Annotated in this window: 10 protein-coding genes; 6 read left to right on the top strand and 4 right to left on the bottom strand. The window is 48.0% G+C overall.

Annotated features, from left to right (window positions below; genetic code table 11):
• Positions 1 to 10: 10 nt before the first annotated feature.
• The 3 genes from MKA69_RS17635 to MKA69_RS17625 all read left to right on the top strand — a co-directional run bounded on the left by MKA69_RS17635 (position 11) and on the right by MKA69_RS17625 (position 14,657).
• The gene (locus MKA69_RS17635) at positions 11 to 793 is read left to right on the top strand and encodes a LytTR family DNA-binding domain-containing protein (RefSeq protein ID WP_305848581.1); all 783 of its coding nucleotides are present in this window, start codon (positions 11 to 13) and stop codon (positions 791 to 793) included.
• Between the two features lie 365 nt (positions 794 to 1,158).
• Complete coding sequence (locus MKA69_RS17630) at positions 1,159 to 13,539, top strand: retention module-containing protein (RefSeq protein ID WP_305848580.1); 12,381 nt, start codon at positions 1,159 to 1,161, stop codon at positions 13,537 to 13,539.
• 134 nt (positions 13,540 to 13,673) lie between these two features.
• Entirely contained in the window at positions 13,674 to 14,657 is a 984-nt protein-coding gene (locus MKA69_RS17625; RefSeq protein ID WP_055030192.1) for a GGDEF domain-containing protein, read from the top strand.
• A 19-nt stretch (positions 14,658 to 14,676) separates the two neighbouring features.
• Here the strand turns inward: MKA69_RS17625 and yjeH are convergent, their stop codons facing one another.
• The gene (yjeH, locus tag MKA69_RS17620) at positions 14,677 to 15,927 is read right to left on the bottom strand and encodes an L-methionine/branched-chain amino acid transporter (RefSeq protein ID WP_032470289.1); all 1,251 of its coding nucleotides are present in this window, start codon (positions 15,925 to 15,927) and stop codon (positions 14,677 to 14,679) included.
• Positions 15,928 to 16,112: 185 nt separating this feature from the next.
• Here yjeH and MKA69_RS17615 point away from each other — a divergent pair, with 185 nt between their 5' ends.
• Positions 16,113 to 16,727 carry a LysE family translocator gene (locus MKA69_RS17615; RefSeq protein WP_055035475.1) on the top strand — a complete coding sequence of 205 codons (615 nt, stop codon included), beginning with the start codon at positions 16,113 to 16,115 and terminating at the stop codon, positions 16,725 to 16,727.
• Positions 16,728 to 16,776: 49 nt separating this feature from the next.
• Here MKA69_RS17615 and MKA69_RS17610 read toward each other — a convergent pair whose 3' ends face one another.
• The 3 genes from MKA69_RS17610 to MKA69_RS17600 form a co-directional block, all read right to left on the bottom strand.
• The gene (locus MKA69_RS17610) at positions 16,777 to 17,001 is read right to left on the bottom strand and encodes a hypothetical protein (RefSeq protein ID WP_069504372.1); all 225 of its coding nucleotides are present in this window, start codon (positions 16,999 to 17,001) and stop codon (positions 16,777 to 16,779) included.
• A gap of 304 nt (positions 17,002 to 17,305) precedes the next feature.
• Positions 17,306 to 18,742, bottom strand: coding sequence for a glyceraldehyde-3-phosphate dehydrogenase (locus MKA69_RS17605; protein ID WP_055050377.1), 1,437 nt, complete (start codon positions 18,740 to 18,742; stop codon positions 17,306 to 17,308).
• Between the two features lie 521 nt (positions 18,743 to 19,263).
• A complete protein-coding gene (locus MKA69_RS17600; protein ID WP_055050378.1) occupies positions 19,264 to 19,749 on the bottom strand; it encodes a dCMP deaminase family protein in 486 nt (161 codons plus the stop codon).
• 898 nt (positions 19,750 to 20,647) lie between these two features.
• On the opposite strand from MKA69_RS17600, the gene MKA69_RS17590 reads away from it, so the two are divergent.
• Positions 20,648 to 21,052 carry an OsmC family protein gene (locus tag MKA69_RS17590; RefSeq protein WP_055028032.1) on the top strand — a complete coding sequence of 135 codons (405 nt, stop codon included), beginning with the start codon at positions 20,648 to 20,650 and terminating at the stop codon, positions 21,050 to 21,052.
• A gap of 180 nt (positions 21,053 to 21,232) precedes the next feature.
• On the top strand, positions 21,233 to 22,543 hold the full coding sequence (locus tag MKA69_RS17585; protein ID WP_000007484.1) for a hemolysin family protein: 1,311 nt from the start codon (positions 21,233 to 21,235) through the stop codon (positions 22,541 to 22,543).
• Positions 22,544 to 22,554: the final 11 nt, after the last annotated feature.

The following is a 22,554-nucleotide window of genomic DNA, read 5'->3' as shown; positions in this document are numbered from 1 at the left end:
CAGACGGACGATGAACTCAACTTATACCGCGGTGATTGCGGATGACGAACCTTTATTGCGTCATCACCTGAACAAAATGTTAGCGGATCTATGGCCTACGCTAGACATAGTGGTGAGCGCGGAAAATGGCGAAGTGGCATTGCATGCAATAACACAGCATCAACCGGATGTGGCTTTTCTGGATATTCGCATGCCCAAGCTGGATGGAATGGAAGTGGCGCGTCGTTTGCTTTCATTACCTAAAGTACCTTTGGTGGTGTTCATTACCGCTTACGACGAGTACGCAGTCAGTGCTTTTGAAGCCAACGCGATCGATTATCTACTCAAACCGTTTTCTGTTTCACGTTTGGCGGAGTGCTGTGAAAAGTTGCAACAGCGATTGTCACGTCAAACGTCGCCCACTCCTGATTTAACGCAGCTATTCCAGCAATTTGAGCAACTGACGCGCAATACCAAACCTGAGTATCAAGTGTGGCTGAAAGCCAGCAAAGGCGAGGAGATACATTTGCTCGCGGTCAGTGATGTTTTGTATGTGAAAGCGGAGGATAAATACCTCTCTCTGTACAAAACGGATGGCGTTGTTGTGCAAGAGTATTTGTTACGCACTTCCTTGAAAGAGCTGCTATCTCAATTAGATCCCAACCAGTTTTGGCAAATTCACCGCTCCTTAGTGGTCAATGTCGGAAAAATCGACAAAGTCACCCGTGATTTAAACGGGAAAATGTGGGTGCACATCGATCGAGTGCAACTTCCCGTGAGCCGCGCACTGCAACATCTGTTTAAAGCAGGTTAGCACTCCGCTTTCATCTCCTTCCAGCGCTGTATCCTTAAGTTGAATTCACAAACATCCACTTTGAACGATATTGTGGATTTCGAGCCATTTCACAATTGAGACGATGGATATATAGTTTTTGTATGAGTAGTTATTTAGTTATGCATCGCGTATAACTTAATCTGGAAGTTTAGTTACAAAATTATAATTACTTCCACTGAAAAAATAGATCTATCCCCAAACTACTTGAAATCATGGATAGGCAGCGGCGCGCTCCTCGTTATGAACATCAGCACACGATGTGGAGTGAGAAAAGCGCGTAGGCCTAGCTGATTTTAAATAGCAAAGGGCAATCACCACTTATCGCGAGAAGAAATGGGGGCAGTATGGAATCTCAAGTCGTCACTCAACCAGTAACCGTAACCAACGTGGTTGGGTATGTCGTTGCCGTTAATGCACAAGGCCAAGCGCGAACGGTGAATACAGGGGATGTACTGCAACCGGGTGACATTCTTATTACAATCAACCACTCAGAAGTGGCGTTGCAGACCCAACAAGGCACCGTGCAAGTGGATGCGAACTGTGTGGCTTGTTTACCTGTCTCTTTAGATGGTCAGCCTGAGGTTCAAGCCGCACCCGTTCAAGGTGAAATCAACGTAGATCTTGCGCAGCTTGATACAGCGAATTTTGATGAACAAGCAATCGCCGCGATTCAACAAGCGATTTTAGATGGTGTTGACCCGACAACCGCATTAGAAGCGGCAGCCGCTGGTGGTAATGCGACCGGTTCTGCTAACGAAGGTGCGGTGACCATTGCCTATAATTACCCCGAAGTGCTTGCCAGCACGGCATTTGATACCCACGGTTTTAATCAAACCTTTTCGACAACTCAAACTTTCGTTAACACACTACGCTTTGCCGCAGGTGGTGAAAGCCTGAGTTCGCAAGTCACCGAAGGCTCTTTGTCACTTGGCACTTATCCGCAAACGTCGACGGTCACTACGTTAATTACGGCTGGTAGCCTTGCGCTATTGCCCGCCTCCTTTGTGCCTGAAGCGGCCTTTTTAACTTCGCTGCTTGCCGAACTGAACCAAGACATTACCTCTTCCGGCCAACCTGTGGTTTTCCGTTATGATGCCGTGACCAATAGCATTATTGGTGAGCAAAACGGTAGCACGGTATTAAGTATTGCGATCAGCGCAGAATCTGTCGGTCGAGACTTGAACTTGACCGTCACGACAACGCTGAGTCAACCGATTGACCATCTACCTTCGGTGGGTGGTGGTTTGGTTTCGATCAGTGGTGATCAAATTTCAATTGCACTTCAACTGACGGGTACCGACAGTAACGGCAACGTGATCCAAGCTCCGATTGATGTGGTTGTGGCCATCAATGATGGTAGCGCGCCGGTGATGGTCGATGAACCCACCCTCAGCCTGAATGAAAATGATCTACCCGCGGGATCGGATGGCACGGATTCACTGACCGTGTCTGGGCAGTTTGATACCCAGCTAGGCTCCGATCAGGTTGCGTCTTATCAAATTGACCCGAATAGCGCTAACCCTATTGCAGGATTGACCTCACAAGGTGAAGCGGTGATCTTAGGTGAGCCCACATTTATCGATGGTAATCGAGTGTATCAAGCCACCGCGGGCGGCCGTGATATTTTCCAACTGACGCTCAATGCTGACGGCAGTTACCAGTTTGTATTGCAAGGCACACTGGATCATGCTGTGGGCAGTGATGCATTAACTATCAGCTTGCCGATTGTCGCGATTGATTACGATAACGACAGTTCTGCGCCGGGCAGTTTGAACATCGAAATCCAAGACGATAAGCCTTTAATTACGGGTGTTGAGCCCCTCACAGTGGCTGAGAAAACACTAGATACAGGCTCGATCGGTGGTGGCGCGAGTTTGGTGGCCGATGGCAATTTTACTACCACTCAAGGCTCAGATGGTGTGGTGTCTTATCGTTTAGACAGCCTAACGGATGCCGTAGCCGGTATTACGTCAGGTGGTGTCGCGGTGACATTGAGCGAATCGCTCGATGCTAACGGCAATTACACCTATACCGCGACGGCTGGCGGTGAGCCAGTATTCATTCTGCTGCTCAACCAAGATGGGAGCTACCGATTTACGCTTCAAGGAACGTTGGATCACGCCGTGAATAGTGATGACCTTTTGGTGAATTTCACTGTGGTGGCAACCGATTTTGATGGTGACAGCGCGAGCATCATTCTGCCGGTAACGATAAAAGACGATAAGCCTTATTTCACTCATGTTCAGGATTTGAACGTGCATGAAAACGATTTGCCACAAGGCTCTGATACCGACAAAGAGCCGCTGACGGCCTATGGTCAATTTGGACTGGTCGAAGGATCAGATGAGGTGGCGAGTTTTACCCTCGATTCCAGTGTGAACCCAGTACAAGGGCTGACTTCAAATGGCGTGGCGGTGACGCTGTCAGCGCCTGTCGATGATGGCAATGGCAATCTCACTTACACTGCGATGGCGGGCTCAGTGACTGTCTTTACCTTGACCCTGAATTCTGACGGCACCTACAGCTTCACGCTGGCGGCGCCGGTTGATCATGCGCTCAATAGCAACGATTTAACGCTCAACTTCAAAGTGATTGCCACCGATTTTGATGGTGATAGCGACAGCATCGTGTTGCCCGTCAAAATCAATGACGACAAGCCTTACTTCACCAATGTGCAGGGCTTGTACGTACATGAAAACGATCTGCCACAAGGCTCAGATACTGATAAAGAGCCCGTGACCGTTAATGGTCAATTCCAGCTGGTGCAAGGGGCAGATACGGTCGCGAGTTTCGCGCACGATAGCAGCGTCAATCCTGTACAAGGGCTGACTTCAAATGGAGTGGCGGTGACGCTGTCAGCACCTGTCGATGATGGTAATGGAAATCTCACTTACACCGCGATGGCGGGCTCAGTGACTGTCTTTACCTTGACCCTGAATACCGATGGCACCTACAGCTTTACGCTGGCAGCGCCGGTTGACCATGCGCTCAATAGCAACGATTTAACGCTCAATTTCAAAGTGATTGCCACCGATTTTGATGGTGACAGCGACAGCATAGTGTTGCCCGTCAAAATCAATGACGACAAGCCTTACTTCACCAATGTGCAGGGCTTGTACGTACATGAAAACGATCTGCCACAAGGCTCAGATACTGATAAAGAGCCCGTGACCGTTAATGGTCAATTCCAGTTGGTACAAGGGGCAGATACGGTCGCGAGTTTTGCGCTCGATAGCAGTGTCAATCCAGTACAAGGGTTGACATCCAATGGCGTGGCGGTGACGCTGTCAGCGCCTGTCGATGATGGTAATGGCAACCTGACTTACACCGCAATGGCGGGCTCAGTGACGGTCTTTACCTTGACCCTGAATACCGATGGCACCTACAGCTTCACGCTGGCAGCGCCGGTTGACCATGCGCTCAATAGCAACGATTTAACGCTCAATTTCAAAGTGATTGCCACCGATTTTGATGGTGACAGCGACAGCATAGTGTTGCCCGTCAAAATCAATGACGACAAGCCTTACTTCACCAATGTGCAGGGCTTGTACGTACATGAAAACGATCTGCCACAAGGCTCAGATACTGATAAAGAGCCCGTGACCGTTAATGGTCAATTCCAGTTGGTACAAGGGGCAGATACGGTCGCGAGTTTTGCGCTCGATAGCAGTGTCAATCCAGTACAAGGGTTGACATCCAATGGCGTGGCGGTGACGCTGTCAGCGCCTGTCGATGATGGTAATGGCAACCTGACTTACACCGCAATGGCGGGCTCAGTGACGGTCTTTACCTTGACCCTGAATACCGATGGCACCTACAGCTTCACGCTGGCAGCGCCGGTTGACCATGCGCTCAATAGCAACGATTTAACGCTCAATTTCAAAGTGATTGCCACCGATTTTGATGGTGACAGCGACAGCATAGTGTTGCCCGTCAAAATCAATGATGACAAGCCTTACTTCACCAATGTGCAGGGCTTGTACGTACATGAAAACGATCTGCCACAAGGCTCAGATACTGATAAAGAGCCCGTGACCGTTAATGGTCAATTCCAGTTGGTGCAAGGGGCAGATACGGTCGCGAGTTTTGCGCTCGATAGCAGTGTCAATCCAGTACAAGGGCTGACTTCAAATGGCGTGGCGGTGACGCTGTCAGCGCCTGTCGATGATGGTAATGGCAACCTGACTTACACCGCAATGGCGGGCTCAGTGACTGTCTTTACCTTGACCCTGAATTCTGACGGCACCTACAGCTTTACGCTGGCAGCCCCGGTGGATCACGCGCTGAATAGCGATAGCCTAACACTGGATTTCAAAGTGATTGCCACCGATTTTGATGGTGATAGCGACAGCATCGTGCTGCCCGTTAAGATCAATGATGACAAGCCTTACTTCACCAATGTGCAGGGCTTGTACGTACATGAAAACGATCTGCCACAAGGTTCGGATACTGATAAAGAGCCCGTGACCGTTAATGGTCAATTCCAGTTGGTGCAAGGGGCAGATACTGTCGCGAGTTTTGCGCTCGATAGCAGCGTCAATCCAGTACAAGGGCTGACGTCGAATGGTGTGGCGGTGACGCTGTCAGCACCTGTCGATGATGGTAATGGAAATCTCACTTACACCGCGATGGCGGGCTCAGTGACTGTCTTTACCTTGACCCTGAATACCGATGGCACCTACAGCTTCACGCTGGCAGCGCCGGTGGATCACGCGCTGAATAGCGATAGCCTAACACTGGATTTCAAAGTGATTGCCACCGACTTTGATGGTGACAGCGACAGCATCGTATTGCCGGTGAAAATCAATGATGACAAACCCTCTTTTATTCATCACCAGCCTTTGAGCGTCAATGAAGATGACCTGCCACAAGGCTCGGACGGCAGCAAAGAGTCGTTGAGTGCCAGTGGCCAATTTACTGTGGTACAAGGCGCGGATCTGGTGGTCAGTTATCAGCTCGATTCTAGTGTCAATCCAGTACAAGGATTAACGTCGAATGGCGTTGCAGTGGTGCTTTCAGCACCTGTGGACGATGGCAATGGAAATTTAACTTATACAGCCACGGCGGGCGGTAACTCTATTTTCACCTTAGTGCTGAATACCGATGGTAGTTACACCTTTACTTTGTCTGGGCCAATTGATCACGCCGCAGGCAGTGACAGTAAACAACTGAACTTTAAAGTATTGGCGGTGGATTTTGATGGTGATAAAGCCAGCGTGAATCTGCCCGTTACGATTATCGATGACAAACCGACCATTACCGGCGTACAAGCGCTATCGGTCGATGAGGATGATCTAGCTCAAGGCTCGGATACCACGAAAGAATCCTTAACTGCCACCGGACATTTCACCACGACACAAGGTGCGGATCATGTGGTTTCCTACACGCTGAATCTCACTACCAACCCATTGGCTGGAGTGACTTCTGGCGGTCAAGTGTTAACTCTGTCTGACAGTGTCGATGCCAGTGGTAACCATACTTATACCGCGACTAAACCCGATGGCACGCTGATTTTTACCCTGCAGCTCAATGCGAATGGTAGCTATCAGTTCACCTTATCAGGGCCACTGGATCACGCTGCAAACAGTGATGAATTGCTGCTGAATTTCAATGTGGTGGCGACGGATTACGATGGCGATACCTCAAGCATTGTATTGCCCGTGACCGTGGTCGATGACCAACCTTCAGTGATCAGTGCGCAAGCCTTGTCGGTCAACGAAGATGATTTAGCCACTGGTACAGATCAGAGCAAAGAATCAACCACCGCCAATGGCCAGTTTACGGCTACCCAAGGTGCGGATGGCATTGCCCATTACCGGATTGATACCAGCACAAGTAGCGAAACTGGGCTGACCTCGCAAGGTCAAGCTGTGGTATGGGGCGCGCCGAGCATAACCACGACCAGTAGTGGTCAAGTCTATACCTATGAAGGTACCGCTAATGGCGCAGTGATCTTTACTCTCGTGTTAAGGGCTGATGGTAGCTACAGCTTTACTTTAAACGGCGCAGTGGATCATCCAGTTAATGCGGATGAGCTGACCCTGAATATTCCGGTGCTGGTGCAAGACAGGGACGGAGACACCGCACCAGGCTCCTTGTCTGTCACTATCCTAGACGATGTGCCGATCCTGCATGATAAAAATATCGCCTTGCAGGAGGGTGCGGCGGCATCGTCGGTGAATCTATTCTCGCGTGACAATAACTTAAGCTCAGATACACAAGGTGCAGATCGCGGAGTGATTACTCACTTTAGCGCAGTAGATGAAGCGGGGCGTGATATCCAATTCCGCGAAGGCAGTGTGCTGAGCAATGATATTGAGCTCAATGGCGCCGCGAAAACCGTCACTGTAGTCGAAATTATTAATGGTGTGAGCCGCGATCTTGGTACGTTAACCATTCAACCTAACGGAACGGCCACGTTTACTCCAGTTACACAGTTGGATCACACTGATGGAAACGACATCAAGTTTACGGTGGATGTGACGGCGACCGATTACGATCACGATACCTCGACGGAACAGCTCAACATTACGATTTCCGATCACAAAGCGACCATTACTCAGCAGAAATTTACGGGCTATGAAGACCAAGGCCACGATGCGGCGCTGAATTTGGTACCTGTGGGTGAGCAAAGTAACGCGCAAGACAATTTAGGTGGATTGCCAGTTGAAGCACTGAAACTGACCTTGCAGGTCAACTTATATGATGTTGACCAAGGGGAAAGTCTAGGTGAAGTGTCGATCTGGAATCCAAACCAGCTTCATGGCGATTTCTATTATTTGGATAGCGCCAACCAGCTAGTGAAACTGGATGTCGATCCGGCGAGCGGACATGTTGTGTTGCCTGCTGCACTGTTACAACAGTCGATCAATGGCACTATTGCCACGGTCGAAAACCTCTACTTTGTGCCAGATCGTCACTACTCGACGAGTAATGGTGGCATGAATGCCTCAGTGCGTGTGGAAATTCTGCACAATGGTGTGCGTGATCATTTCACCAACGGCAACATGCGCATCGAAATTGAAAGCGTAGCGGATATTGCGACGTGGAAGAGCAGCAGTGAGTTTCATTATGATGCGGTGGAAGATGGCAGTAATGTTAGCCTCAATATCGCAGCGGAGACTCAAGACAACAGTACACCAGAAGCGATCACCTACCAGATTCGTTTTACTGAAAATGGCGCAAACGCCAACTTGGTGTACAGCGATGGCTCGCCGATCCCAACCAAAACCGATGCTAATGGTACTTACTATGAAGTGCCGGCCAACAAGATAGCTCAAGTTCAGGTTGATCCTGCGGATAACTTCGCAGGTCAAATTAAACTGGATGTCACGGCCATCACTAAAGAGTCCACCAATTACGTTGCGGGCAAACAGACGGCGCAATCAGAAACCAAAGAGATTGTGATTGATGTTGCGCCAGAAGCGGATCGCGGCAGCTTTACCGTTAATCGTATTTCGATTTTTGAAGATAACGCTTCCAATCAAAATGCGGTTGATCCGAGTGTTGAGCACGATCCTCTCCTGCTCAGTGAAGTGATTTCCATGACTGGCTCAAACGATGCGGATGGCTCAGAAGCGCTGTTCGTTCGTCTGTCCGATTTTACGGATACGGGCGCGACGTTGGTGTGGTTAGGCTCTGCCCCAAGTCTGATCACGGTTGGAACCTACCCTAACGGGGAAACTTACTATGAGATCCCGCAGAGTGCGCTATCTCAGGTTGAGGTTCTACCCACCAAAAACAGCAATGAAAACTTCTCGTTTGTGGTCGAAGGTATAGTCAAAGACACGGTGACGCTGTCTACGGGGCAGGCGCAGGATATTGAATCGTTAGGCAGTAAAACCGTCAATGTCACCGTGAAAGGCGTGGCAGATTTGCCGTCGATTGATTTGATTAGCGGCAATACGCAGTGGCAGAATTTTAACGATGGTTCACACCACGGTGTTGTGACGACAGTGGCCGAAGATAGCCGAGTCGATCTCAACTTCAGCATCATTTCTGGTGAGATAGCGGACAGCCCGACGGACAGCTCAGAATCGATTTCTGTGCTGCTCTCGAACATTCCGGATGGCGTGAAACTGTTTGACAGTGACGGCACCAGTGTCGATTTGGTGTTTGCTGGCTACGACAGCAACCATAAACCGATTTACCAAGCCAACTTAACGACTGCGCAAGTGATCACCGGCATTCAGGTTCAGCCAGTGGCTTCATCAACCGCCAATATTGATATTAAGGCGACGGTGATTGTCACCGAAAACGATGGCCATGTACGCCAAGTGGACGAAACCATCCGTATTTTGGTTGAGCCCCAAATTGATGTGACCGAAAACTACCACAATGCCGTGTCTGGTAATGAAGATGACCGTATTCATGTCACTTGGGTGCCGCAAAACACGCCGGGGAATATTCAAAACCCTGATGCGCAAGAGTACTTCAGCCGAGTTGAAATCTCTGGCTTCCCGGATGGCAGTCGAGTGTTCGTCAACAATGTGGAAGTGACCTTAGTCAATGGCGTGCTGGTACTTGAACCTACAGCAGGACAATCGGATCTCGATTTCTCAAATCAGGTTTCAGCGGCAGGCTACATTCAGGTCATTCCTCCGCACAACTCCAGTACCGACTTTACACTGGATACGACGATTACCGTGAAAGAGCAAGATCACGAGTACGTGGATGCGGGTAATCCAGGTCAAGGCATCGCTGAGGAAGTGATCCACGGTTCGATTGGCGTGAAAGTGAACCCGATCGCTGAGCCGGATGGACAACTGTTAGTCGAAAACGGTGGCAGCGCCACTCAAACGGTACAAGCTGATGCCAGTGGCAAGATTGATTTCACCATCAATGATGCCAGTGGCGGTCAAGCGGGTGCGAATGTGATTCGCTTTGATAACCTTGATAGCAATACCGCAGGCAGTTATCAGTCCGATGAGTTGGTGGATCAACTGGTGGTCAGTTTTGGTAACGTACCGCAGGAGGTATTGAACCAACTGCTGATCACTGGAGCCATCAACAATGGTGATGGAACATGGACAATCACCAACGAAGCCGATTTCAGCATCAAAGCGCCCAATGGTTTGGTTTATGCTAGCAACAACGATCCCGATAACAACGGCTTCAATGATATCAAGATCACCATCACCGCCAAAGTGTATGACCAAGGTGAAGACAGCAATGAAGCGAAAATCACTGAGCAGGTGAGCACGGAGTTAACGTTGAGTTTCCCCACCGTGGTCACGGGTAATAACAGCGTTGCCGCGCAGCTCAATTGGGTTGGCGATGCCGATGATTTGGTGATTGGCAAAGAAGATAACGCGGTGGACTTGGGGCAACAGATCCAAGACAAACTCATGGTCAATGCCACCGGCTTTGATGCGGTAGCCGACGAACTGAGTATTGTGATTAACGCGAGCGATCTGCCTGCCGGCGCCTCGATTGGTGGGCAAGATTTCAACTTTGTTGATGGCCAATACGTGTTTAAAGGCACGCTGAATGTCGATGGTTCGATTTCTGGATTGGAAGGGCTGGTGCTGATCCCACCGCGCGATTTTGCGGGTGATTTTAAGCTGCCGATCACGTTTGTGACGACAGATACTCAGTCGGGAGATGAGAAAACATTAACGGCGCAAGTGCCTGTCGCGATCTCTCCGGTTGCGGATGTACCTAGCAGCGCTGGCGAGCAGCCACTCGATAATCATGTGACACCAAGCATCACACTGAATGTGCAAGAGACGTTAGGTCTGGATGCGAACCATCAACCGACGGATTTAGCGCACGATACGCCAACGCAAGATGGTATCGCGTATGAAGATGGCATTGTGCACCTCAATCTCGCGATTGGTTTGGCGGATAGCCTCAATGGCAGTACGCAAGGCCAAGAAGTGTTAACCGAAGTGACACTGACGTTGAATGGCACCAACTCTGGTGTCTTCGTGGATGCCAACGGCCAAAGTTTGGGAACGAGCATTACGCTCACTCAAGCACAGCTGCCGGCTGCACTCGGCGAAATCTACTTCAAGCCGGCACCGAATTATCCAAGTGGTAACGACATCAATACCGTGGGAATTACCGTGGCTGGAAAAGTCACCGACAGTACCGTATTTGATGAAACCAACGCCAGTTCACAAGGTGTGAGTAGCAGCGATGTCGATAAAACCTTCACCTCTCAAGTCAGTTTTGAAGTGAAACCAGTGGTGGATGAGATCACGATTGGCTCTGGTAGTCCGATTTCGGTGACGGGGGATGAAGACAGTTGGATTGCCCTTGCCGATCAAGGCAGTGCGTTCAATGTTAGCCTGAATGACAATGATGGCTCGGAGCAATTTGTTTCCTTGGTTCTTACGGGACTGCCGACCGATTTCCTCGTCAAGTCACTGTCGAGTGACTATGTGGTGAAAAATAACGGCGGCGGCGAGTGGAGCGTGCAAATCCGCAATCCGAATTTAACCAGCTTAGATCTTTCAGCGCTGGCGATTAAACCAGCTAAAGATTTTAGTGGTGAAGTGCAATTGGGGATCAAAGTCTTTACCCAAGAATCACTGCTTGGTGAGCCCGTTGAACACACAGGACAGTTCACATTGAATGTGACCCCTGTCGGTGACGATGTGGACATTGCTCCAGTAACGAATGTTGCTGGCAATGAAGGCCAAGCGATTGACATTAGCCTTGGGGCGCAAATTCTCGATAAAGCACCAAGTTTATCGAGTGGATCCAATTACACCGAAAACAATCCAGAAACCTTACGTGTGGAAGTTTCTGGTGTACCGGATGGCGCTTCGGTGAGCTTGCCTGATGGAACACCGGCCACCAATCTTGGCGGAGGGGTGTGGGTATTTAACATCAATGCGCAGCAGCTCGATAAAGTGGTGTTCAACTCTGGTGATAACAACCAATTGAACTGGAACGGCAACTTGCACTTTAAAGTGCAATCGGTGGATACCGGAACGGCAGGCGATCAACATCTTGGTTCTGCACAAGAGTTTGATGTGCATGTCGATGTGACTGCAGTGAACGATCGCCCTGAGCTGGTCAATGTTCAAGATCAAGTGACAGAAGAGGATACCCCTCTGTTGCTCAATAATTTCACTTTGGCGGATATTGATGCTCAGTTGGATGATCCTGATGCGCAATATACGTTGCAGATTGACATTAACAGTGGGGTGCTGCTGATTGATCCTTTACTCAGCAATGGTTTAACCATCAGTGGTGATGGCACGGGCGCACTTTCCATTACAGGCAAAGTGGCAGATCTCAATGCGGCGATTGCGTCGGGAGTGGTTAAATTTGTGCCAGCGCCAGATTTCTATGGTCAGGTGGCTGTGACACTGAATGTAAACGACAACGGCAACTCAGGGATTGAAATCGCGGGTGATGCTTCAACCGCGCACGATAACAGTGCACAGTTTGTGATTGATGTGACCGCGATTAACGATAAACCCGAGGTGGATGGTAGCCATGTAACGACTCAAATTAATGAGTTGTCAGAGCAAAAGCTGACCGGAATTGTTGTGTCCGATGTGGATTACGCGGGAGCTCATGCTAACGATGTGATGAGGGTGGCATTGAGTGTGACTGACGGTGTCTTAAGTGTGCAAGCACCTTCGGGCAGTCCAGTCGTTATCAGCTATGCGCTAGATGGTAGTGTGATTTTAGAGGGTAGCCCAGATGCGATTAATGCCCTGATTAATCACAGTAATCCTCTGTATGGTGTTTTTGTTGATGCGACCGCGATTGCGAGTACAGAGATCGAGCTCACAGTACAAGCCCAAGACATGGGTGTGTATTTCGAAAATGCATCAGGAATGGCATTGGAAGAGACCAAAACCTATCCGATTCAGGTTACCCCGGTTGCGAATGCGCCCACGTTAAGCATGAATCCTGCGCTAGGTTACGCACAGCAAATTTATGCCAACCAGAGTGTCAGTGGCCAAGGGATTGCTCTTTTAGGGGCTATCGCCGCGTTAGTGGATTTACACGAAACCCTGAGTCTACGCGTTGACCATTTACCTAGTAATGCAAACTTGGAAAGCAGTGCTGGCACGATAACCGATTTAGGCAATGGCAGTTGGGAAATTTCCCCAGAGGCATTAGATAGCCTGAAAGTTGTTGGTTTGGATGAAGGGGTACATACATTATCTCTGACGGCGATCTCGACAGAAAGTGATGGCAGTAGCGCTGAATCTTCGAATGTGATTGATTATCGTATTGAGATCGCTGCGGATGGTTTGTCGCTTGATCACAGCAGTGCCACTCATGATAGCTCAGTGATCGCTGACCACAGTGGCATGACGTTGATTTCCGGTAGTGGTAACGATTATGTACAAGGCGGTGATGGAAACGATGTGCTGATTGGCGGTTTAGGTGCCGACATCTTGGTGGGGGGCGCCGGTGCTGATTTGTTCAAATGGACTCTCAACGGGGTAGACGACAAAACAGACCACATTCAAGATTTTAATGTGGTGGAAGGTGATAGCATCGACTTGATGGACGTGGTCCAGGATTTGGGTAATCACCTCACGATGGAGCAGTTATTGAATAACTTAAGCACATCGAACCAACTGACTGCTCAAGTGGTTGACAATAATATCGAGTTGGCGGTGACTACCGACAATAATGTGCAGCAGACTATTGTGATTGATAATCTAGCGACTCAGATTGATTTCACCGGCATGAGCTCACTGGATATTATCAGTACATTGCTTGATCAAAACGTATTACGTCACGATTAAGAGCCTATCGTCATCGCGTAAACTATTAGCCTCTCGCTTGTCGAGGGGCCAACTTTTTTCGTACGGCATTTCTCCATAACGGATTTCTTTTCCTATACTTTGGGGAAAGCGGTTCGTATTAGGGTTGGGACTTCATGAATGACAAGGTGCTTGAATCTGTTATCGAAATTACTGAGCAGAAAAACTCATTGGCACTTAGCTATAGTATTTTGGCGACATTATCTCAGCTCTTACCCCTCTCTTCAGCAACACTGTTTCATCACTTGGGGCGCTCTACCGTCATGGTGGCTCGTTTAACCATCGTTAAACATGCCGATGGCAGTAGGCAGTTTCAGTGGTTGTATGACCAAGTGTGTGCGGACAATGGCTATATTCACAAGCAAACCGAGATGTCATTTAGCTTGCAGTCTAATGGTCAGTATGAGTGCAGTTGCCCGATACCAATCGAAGAGCATTTTTCTGCTGAATTATGCCTCTGTCTCAATGAACCGCCGGAGCAATATCGATTATTGATTGATGGATTCGCCAAGATCTACCGAAATTACACCGTGATTTTGCATGAGAGTGAGCGCGATAAACTGACTGGGCTTTTAAACCGCCGAACGTTAGAAGACCGTCTACGTCATACTTTTGCGATTAGCCCGACAGCAGAAGAAAGTCATAGGCTATGGATTGCCATGCTGGATATTGACCATTTTAAAGCCATTAATGACCACTTCGGACACATGATTGGGGATGAAATCTTACTGATGTTCGCGCAGCAAATGCAGCATTTTTTTGGGCATTCCGCGCAACTATTCCGCTTTGGTGGCGAGGAGTTTGTGATCATTTTCGCGAGCGGTAACGAGCAAGAAATCAACCGACAATTGGATGGTTTTCGGCACCAGATCCGCCGCCATGATTTCCCTCGGATTGGGGAGTTGAGTTTTAGTGCCGGTTTTTGTTCGCTAAGACCAGGAGACTATCTTCCTACCATTTTGGATCATGCTGATAAAGCGCTCTATTACGCGAAAGAGCATGGTCGTAATCAGGTGCACTGTTATGAAAACTTATGTGATGAGGGCAAAATTGTTAGCCCTCAAAACCATTTTCCAGAAGACGATGTTGAGCTGTTTTAACGCTTTGCTTCGAGAGCGATTATGATTCCGTCGCTTGTGCTGTAGATTGCCAAGGGCGAACTAAGAGCAGGAAAACCGTAAGCGCGTACAACATCGACCAGCCTAAGCAAACAAACACTCCAGCACACAATAACAATGCCATTCCCGCTAGATATTTACTCGCCCCAGTGAGCAGTTTAAAGGCCGCTAACATGGCAAGTAGATAAACCAAGACAAAGATGCCATTGGCTAGTTTGAGGAAAAACTCCAGATCCAGTCCAGTCAAATGACCAACTAAACAAGAAACAAACAGCACGGCTCCGACCAATATTGTCGCGTGTGCAGGCACACCGCGAATTGAAATGCGAGCCACGGCACTTTCTGGTCGATATTCGCGAGCTTGAGCCCAAACCATACGTGCAAGGCTTTGTGTGTAAAGATTGAGGCTAGCAAAGCAGGCTAAAAATCCAATCACGCTGATCACCGTAGCCCAACGTGTGCCAAATAATGTATCACTGAGCCACGGGATGGCTCCTCCGTCAAATTGAGCCTGACCATAGGCGCCAAATTTCAAGACCACTACAGAGCAGGCCCAATAGGTCAAACCTGCTACTAAACTGCCAATCAAAATTGCTAAGGGGAAATCGCGCTGCGGATTGCGAAATTCCTCTCCCATGTGGGCAAAGGCTTCGATACCGACAAAACACCAAAACATTACTGCTAACGCGGCACCAATCGAGAGTAAACCCTCGCGGGTCAATGTCGGCATGACTAAATCGTGTGTGGAAACCTCGCCTCGCCATAAAAAAGCGATCACTAAACTGAAAATGGCTAACGCGATCATGGTTTGTAATCGCCCAGAGGATTTGGTTCCAGCAAGATTCACCCCGACCAATAAAAGAATCGTGAGTGTTTGTGTGAGGAGTGGATTTGCCAAAGGTTCTGGCAGCAAGGCTTGCAAAAAACTGGCCGCGAGAGTCACTGCCGCAGGAACTCCCACAGGGATTACGCTGAGAAATAACCAAGCTACAGCGCGTTCAAGGCGTGGGTTAAATGCCTGACGTACAAAATACGCCGTGCCACCAGCATTCGGGTAACGTTTACCGAGTTGGGCAAAAGTGAGTGCGATCGGGCATATGGCGATAAACAGTACTAGCCACGCCCATAGTGAAAAAGCACCCGCAATCCCCGCCGCAATGGCAGGCACCATAAATAACCCAGTTCCCATTAGCGTAGTCGAGAGCTGAGCAACGCCTGCGCCGAGAGAAATATCCTTTTTCAGTTGATTCACGTTGAGCATCCTGCGCCAAATTTGAGCTTTAGCATACTCCCTTTCATAGCGGCTTTCACTGAATAAAAATTCACTAGAAATCATTCATGCAAAAGTTTGGCGCAATATTTATTACTCTTTTATCTATATTTTCCAACCATTTGCTTATATTGTTGCTCGCAGAGTGAATAAGTTTAGGAGTTAACATGACACTAACGGTCTGGTTATCGCTGTTTACGATTTGTATCTTAGGCGCGATGTCTCCGGGGCCAAGTTTGGCAATGGTGGCAAAACATAGTCTTGCTGGTGGGCGTAAAAACGGTTTTGCGGCGGCTTGGGCGCATGCATTTGGGATCGGAGTCTATGCCTTTATTACGCTGATCGGATTAGCCGTCGTACTGCATCAATCTCCTTTGCTGTTTAAAACGATCAGTTATGCAGGTGCTGCTTATCTTGCCTATTTGGGTTGGAACGCATTGCGCTCCAAGGGCGGAGTGGCGGCTAAATTGGAATCGGGTGAATCAGTCAGTGTGTGGCAATCGGCCAGAGAAGGGGTGTTAATCTCGCTGCTCAGTCCGAAAATTGCTTTGTTTTTTATTGCGCTGTTTAGCCAATATGTCGCGGTCGGTTCCGATTTTATGAGCAAAGCTGCGATTGTGTTTACACCGTTTATCGTCGATGGGCTTTGGTACACGTTTATTACGTTGATCTTGTCTTCACCACGCTTGCTCGACAAACTGCGTGCTCGCGCGGTACTGATTGATCGCCTCTCTGGCCTCGTGTTGATAGCTTTGGCCATTCGAGTGATCTGGACGGTATAAGTTGCCCTTTCTGGGTTTGAGATTCACTCAAACCCTAAGGCTATCGCCACTAGCGACGTGGCGAAATCTCTTCGTACTCACCTTCAATAACATTCGAATGAGTGGTGTACGCTGCTTGTTGATTAAATTGGTAAGCTCGTGCTTTGAGCTGTTTTTGCAAACGTTTACCGGTGATCAACGCGATAATTGTCAGTGGGATCGCCAGCAATAAGCTGAATATCAAAGCAAACACGCCAGTAATCAGTGACAGTAAAGTGATCAGGAATCGGTTCATAATGGTTCCTCCAAGTAACAGAGCCACCATACCCTGAATAAGATTAATCGAAAATGAACAATGTTCATTTTCACCACAAATGGACAATCTTGACAGTCCGATGACTTGTGTCGCTGTGGCATCAGCACAAAAAAGCCGCCTACATCAGTGAGGCGGCAAGCTTGAGGGAGAGGTCGGTGTTGCTGATCACCGAAGCGATCAGCGCAGCACGACTTATGGTTTTTATTGTGATGACCCATTCCACCTGCCGTGAAACTATCGAGCTTCGCTGCACGCAGTTTGGGCCTGTTGTGGAGACGGTGATTTATTGAGCGGGATAAGTTGGGTAACGCACACCCATCATCTGTTCCATACAATGTACCACTTGGCAGCTATAGCCAAATTCATTGTCATACCAAACATACAGAACACAACGGCTATCTTGTGCAATGGTTGCTGTTGCATCGACCACGCCCGCATAACGTGAACCCACCAGATCGCTGGAAACAATTTCCGTAGATTCGGTGTAGTCAATCTGCCCTGACAACGGTGAGTTGATTGCTATGTCGCGTAAGTAAGCGTTCAGCTCTTCTTTGGTTGTCGAGTGAGCTAAGTTGAGATTGGCGATCGCCATCGAAACATTCGGAGTAGGCACGCGAATCGAATTACCCGTCAGTTTGCCGGTTAACTCAGGAAGCGCTTTAGCAACAGCTTTGGCCGCACCTGTCTCAGTGAGTACCATATTGAGTGATGCCGCTCGACCACGACGCTCACCTTTATGGAAGTTGTCGATCAGGTTTTGATCATTGGTAAACGAATGAACGGTTTCAATGTGACCTGAAGTAATGCCGTAGCGATCGTTGACTGCTTTCAACACGGGGGTAATCGCGTTGGTCGTACAACTGGCAGCGGAAATGATGGTGTCTTCGGGTTGAATCACCGACTGGTTGACGCCAAACACCACGTTTTTAATATCACCTTTACCCGGCGCAGTAAGCAGAACCTTACTCGCCCCTGGAGAGGCAAGGTGCTGGCTTAAGCCTTCGCTGTCGCGCCATACGCCCGTGTTATCCACTACCAAAGCGTTATGAATGCCGTAAGCGGTGTAGTCCACATCTTGTGGGGAATTTGCATAGATAACTTGGATAAAGTTGCCATTCGCGATCAGAGCTTTGCGTTCTTTATCAATGGTAATACTGCCGTTGAATTGGCCATGAACAGAATCACGACGTAGTAGACTTGCACGTTTTTCTAAATCCCCGTTTTTACCACCACGCACAACAATCGCGCGTAAGCGCAATGGGTAACCTGCGCCACTTTTTTCAATCAATAGGCGAGCAAGCAAACGTCCAATACGGCCAAAGCCATACAGCACAACGTCTTTAGGCTGAATACGGTGTGTGGTCTGTAATGCTTCATCCAGAGCTGTGAGCAGAAAATCATTCAAAGCGTGCGTATCTTGATGCTGTTGCCAATATTGTTCGGCAAGCCGCCCAATATCAATACGACAAGGAGCAAGTTCTAGCGTGGCGATTTGCTGTACCAAAGGTAGGGTTTTATCGATTGGCAACGATTCACCAAGGTAGCGTCGGGCCACGCGGTGAGTTTTAATGATGTCGATGGTGGTCGCATTGATCAACGTTTTACCACACAACACCGTTTCCACCCCTTGCTGGCGATAGAGCTGACCAACTAAGGGAGAGAGTGTTTCAGCAAGAGTTTGGCTTTTTTGCCAGTCTAGAAAATAGTTCTCTGGACTCATAGTTTACTTGGGACCTTTCACGTTAGAGGTTATTCCTTTGCCACTCATCGTGCGTAGCATCAGGAGAGTTATTGGTTTAAACACACCGAAGTAGGGAGTGTGTTGAACAATGTTGACCATTCGATGGCATCGATAAGTCGTTGTTATTTTTATGTGGCGCGATTGTAAAGTTGGGATCGTTTTTCTGCTAGGAAAAATAATGCGCTGAGAAGTCACGCAATAGCGGTGAGTTTTGCGGAGGTTTTCGGTTAATTTGTGCTATTTTCGACGGTTGACTTTTAAAAAATTAGTGACTTATTTCGCTAGGATAACAACGCATGTCAAACTTTTAGTCGATTGATGACGAATTTGTTACAGGAAGAATGTGGCTTCGATCGATGAAATCTGTTTCGGTCAGCAAAAAATCAAACAGATGAGTCACGTAGTCAATCAATGCAAAATTTCCATGTTCGGAGTAAAACTGTGATGGTAAAAAATGGGACACATCAGTCCCATTTTTTATGTTTGCGATGATTATCGAGTTAATGATTGTTTGTCTCAGAGGGCAGTTCAATGGTATTGATGTGTTGTAACTCAAGTAATGGTAGCCAATGTACTTTGACACCTGCCTGCAAAAACATATCTTGACTGACTTTAATTTTGTCACCCCAACGAGATAAAAAATCGTCAGATTGTTCTGGGCAATGCACTGCTGAGATGCCTGTTTGAATAATCTTTGCTGCGCAATTTGGGCATGGGAAATGGGTCACGTAAATTTCGCACCCATCCAGATCACGCTTCGCAAATAAGATGGCATTCTCTTCGGCATGAAGGGTTTTCAAATACTTCATATCCCGATCATCCGTGCTAGCGCTGTCGGAAATACCGTGTGGATAGCCATTAAATCCCACGGAGACAATACGGTTTTGTTTGGTGATCACAGCGCCTACCTGCGTGGAAGGATCTTTACTCCACGAGCCAACTAATTCGGCCATCTGGAAAAAACGTTGCGCCCATTTTGAAATCATGTCGTTATTCCTCATTTATTCGCGACATTGTTTAGTCATCAACCACGTACCATAGGTACATCATTGTGAGTGATACTATCCTGATTTTTATGTCAAGAGTCTATACCCATACTTAAATCAACCTAGCTTGTTATTCACTGTGTGGTTCGGTATCAAATGGGAGATTTCCTACTATCACCCCATCTGTTGCTTAGCTTATCTGTGCAGTTTGGGAGCACGCCTTGCGATCGCTATCACAAAGTGGATCAGGGACTAAAACGTGGGTATTTCTCAATATAGGATTCATTTTGTGCGAGATCTCTTACATCTCATGTAAGAAATTTAAGTGTTTATCTGCAGGTGTTTGGTTGCTGTTGTTTTTAATTTATTGATTTTTAATGGTAAATTAAATGTTTTGGTGAGGTGCGTTGAAGTGCAATGAAAAACAGCAGTTGCTGAAATACGCTCATATCGTAAAGTGAATGGGTCAGCAGGAAGCCGACACGGAACAGGAAAGACCCAAGGATTGGTCATCTTCAGGACGAAGATTTCGATTATTCAGGATGAGTGATCGGCAAGGAAAGCGAAGGACATTGGCTGGACGCTTGATAACTAGGATGGTTATAAACGGAAAGTGAATGGACGACTTAAAGGATTAAGCGTGTTCTGTCAGGATGACAGAGGAAGGGACACCGCTAGGAAGGCGATGAAACGGATTGCGCTGAAGGATACAGCAGACTATCAAGGAATAGATGCAGGGAGCACCTATTAGTAGCGGGATTGCTGCGAGTAAGAACTGAACCCCACTAAGCGAAAGCTTAGTGGGGTTTTCTTTTTGCCTCGGCTATCGAGTCTGGCACCTTTCTGGGTGGTATTGTGCTAACATACCGGCGTTCATTAACTTTAGTGAGTTTCGGTTATGCAAGCGCAAGTGAAGTGGGTTGAAGATTTTCGATTTATCGGTTTGTCCAACTCGGGGCATTCTATCGTGATGGATGGCAATGGTGGTGCGAGTGCGCCAAGCCCGATGGAAATGGTCATGATGGCTGCCGGTGGATGCAGCTCTGTTGACGTCGTTGACGGCATGAAAAAAGCAGGGCAAAAAATCCGCGGCTGTACAGCACAGCTTTCTGCAACACGCCGTGAAACCGCACCGAAGTTATTTACCGAGGTGAATATCCACTTTGTCTTGAGTGGCGAAGATTTGGATCAAAATGTCGTCGCGCAAGTCACCGCCGATTCGTTAGAGAAATATTGCTCGGTGTGTTTGATGCTGGGTAAAGGCGTTGAAATGACCCACTCATGGGAAATCTGTTCTGAATAACCTTGTTTTTTCAATTATATTGTCTAACTTGAAGTTACAGTGACGTGTGCTGTATTCATCCTTCTCCCCATTTCGTAGGGTATGTGAACTGACGAGACGGGGCAGATGCGCTTATCTACCAGCTTCGTTTGCCTTGTGATATTAACTCTCCTGTTCTGTTGATTTTTTGGGTGTATACCTATGAGTTTTTTCGAAAACATCTCCATCATCATGGCGTTGATTGCTGCCAGTTGTTTCTTTTCTATGTCGGAAATTTCTTTAGCTGCGGCTCGCAAAATCCGTTTACGTCAAATGGCGGATGAAGGGGATGAACGTGCTGAGCGAGTGCTCGAACTACAAGCCCATCCTGGGAATTTTTTCACTGTGGTACAAATTGGCTTAAATGCGGTCGCTATCATGGGCGGTATTGTCGGTGAGTCGGCCTTTACGCCTTACATCAAAGTCTTGATTGAGGGAGTCATCCCCGCTAACTGGTTAGCGCAAGCCAGCTTTATTTTGTCATTTATGCTTGTGACCAGCATGTTTATTTTGATTGCTGACTTAATGCCCAAGCGCATTGCGATGGCAATGCCAGAGCGTATTGCGACCAGTTTGGTAGGCGGTATGCTGATTTGTATCACGTTACTCAAGCCATTCGTGTGGTTCTTCAATGGTTTGGCTAACTTACTGTTTCGTGCGTTGAGCGTGCCGACTGAGCGCAATGATGAAATCACGTCGGATGATATTTATGCGGTAATGGATGCCGGCGCAGAAGCTGGGGTGCTTGATAAGGGTGAGCAGCAGATGATGGAAAGTGTGTTCGAGATGCAGACTATTCCGGTTACCTCTGCCATGACGGCTCGCGAGAGTCTGGTGTTCCTCAGCCTCAATGACAGTGAAGAGCAGATCAAGCATAAAATTTCCAATCATCCGCACAATAAGTTTTTAGTGTGTGATGGGCAGTTAGATTTGATCAAAGGGTATGTTGATTCGAAAGAATTACTGATCCGCGTGATTAACGGACAAGGAATGAATCTAAAAGAAGGCAGTGTGGTTAATGGCTGCCCAATTATTCCTGACACACTAAGCCTCTCTGAAGCATTGGAATACTTCAAAATTAACCGTGTCGATTTCGCGGTGGTGATGAACGAGTATGCGCTCGTGGTAGGCGTGGTGACGTTTAATGATTTACAAAGTGCTGTGATGGGAACTTGGGTACTGGCCGAGGGTGAAGAACAGATTGTGGCCCGTGACGGTAACTCATGGCTAGTCGATGGCGTTACGCCAATCACTGACGTGATGCGTTCTTTTGCTATTGAAGAGTTTCCTCAGCAACAAAACTACGAAACCATTGCCGGATTCATGATGTACATGTTGCGTAAAATTCCACGCCGTACGGATTCTGTCGTTTACGCTGGTTATAAATTTGAAGTTGTCGATATCGATAACTACAAGGTAGACCAACTATTGGTCAGCCGAATTGAGCCACTGGAAGCTGTTGTTAAGGAATAGAGGAAATCAAT

This window comes from Vibrio sp. AH4, from assembly GCF_030710545.1.
GTDB lineage: Bacteria > Pseudomonadota > Gammaproteobacteria > Enterobacterales > Vibrionaceae > Vibrio > Vibrio metoecus.
This window is presented reverse-complemented; position numbering and strand designations above follow the sequence as displayed.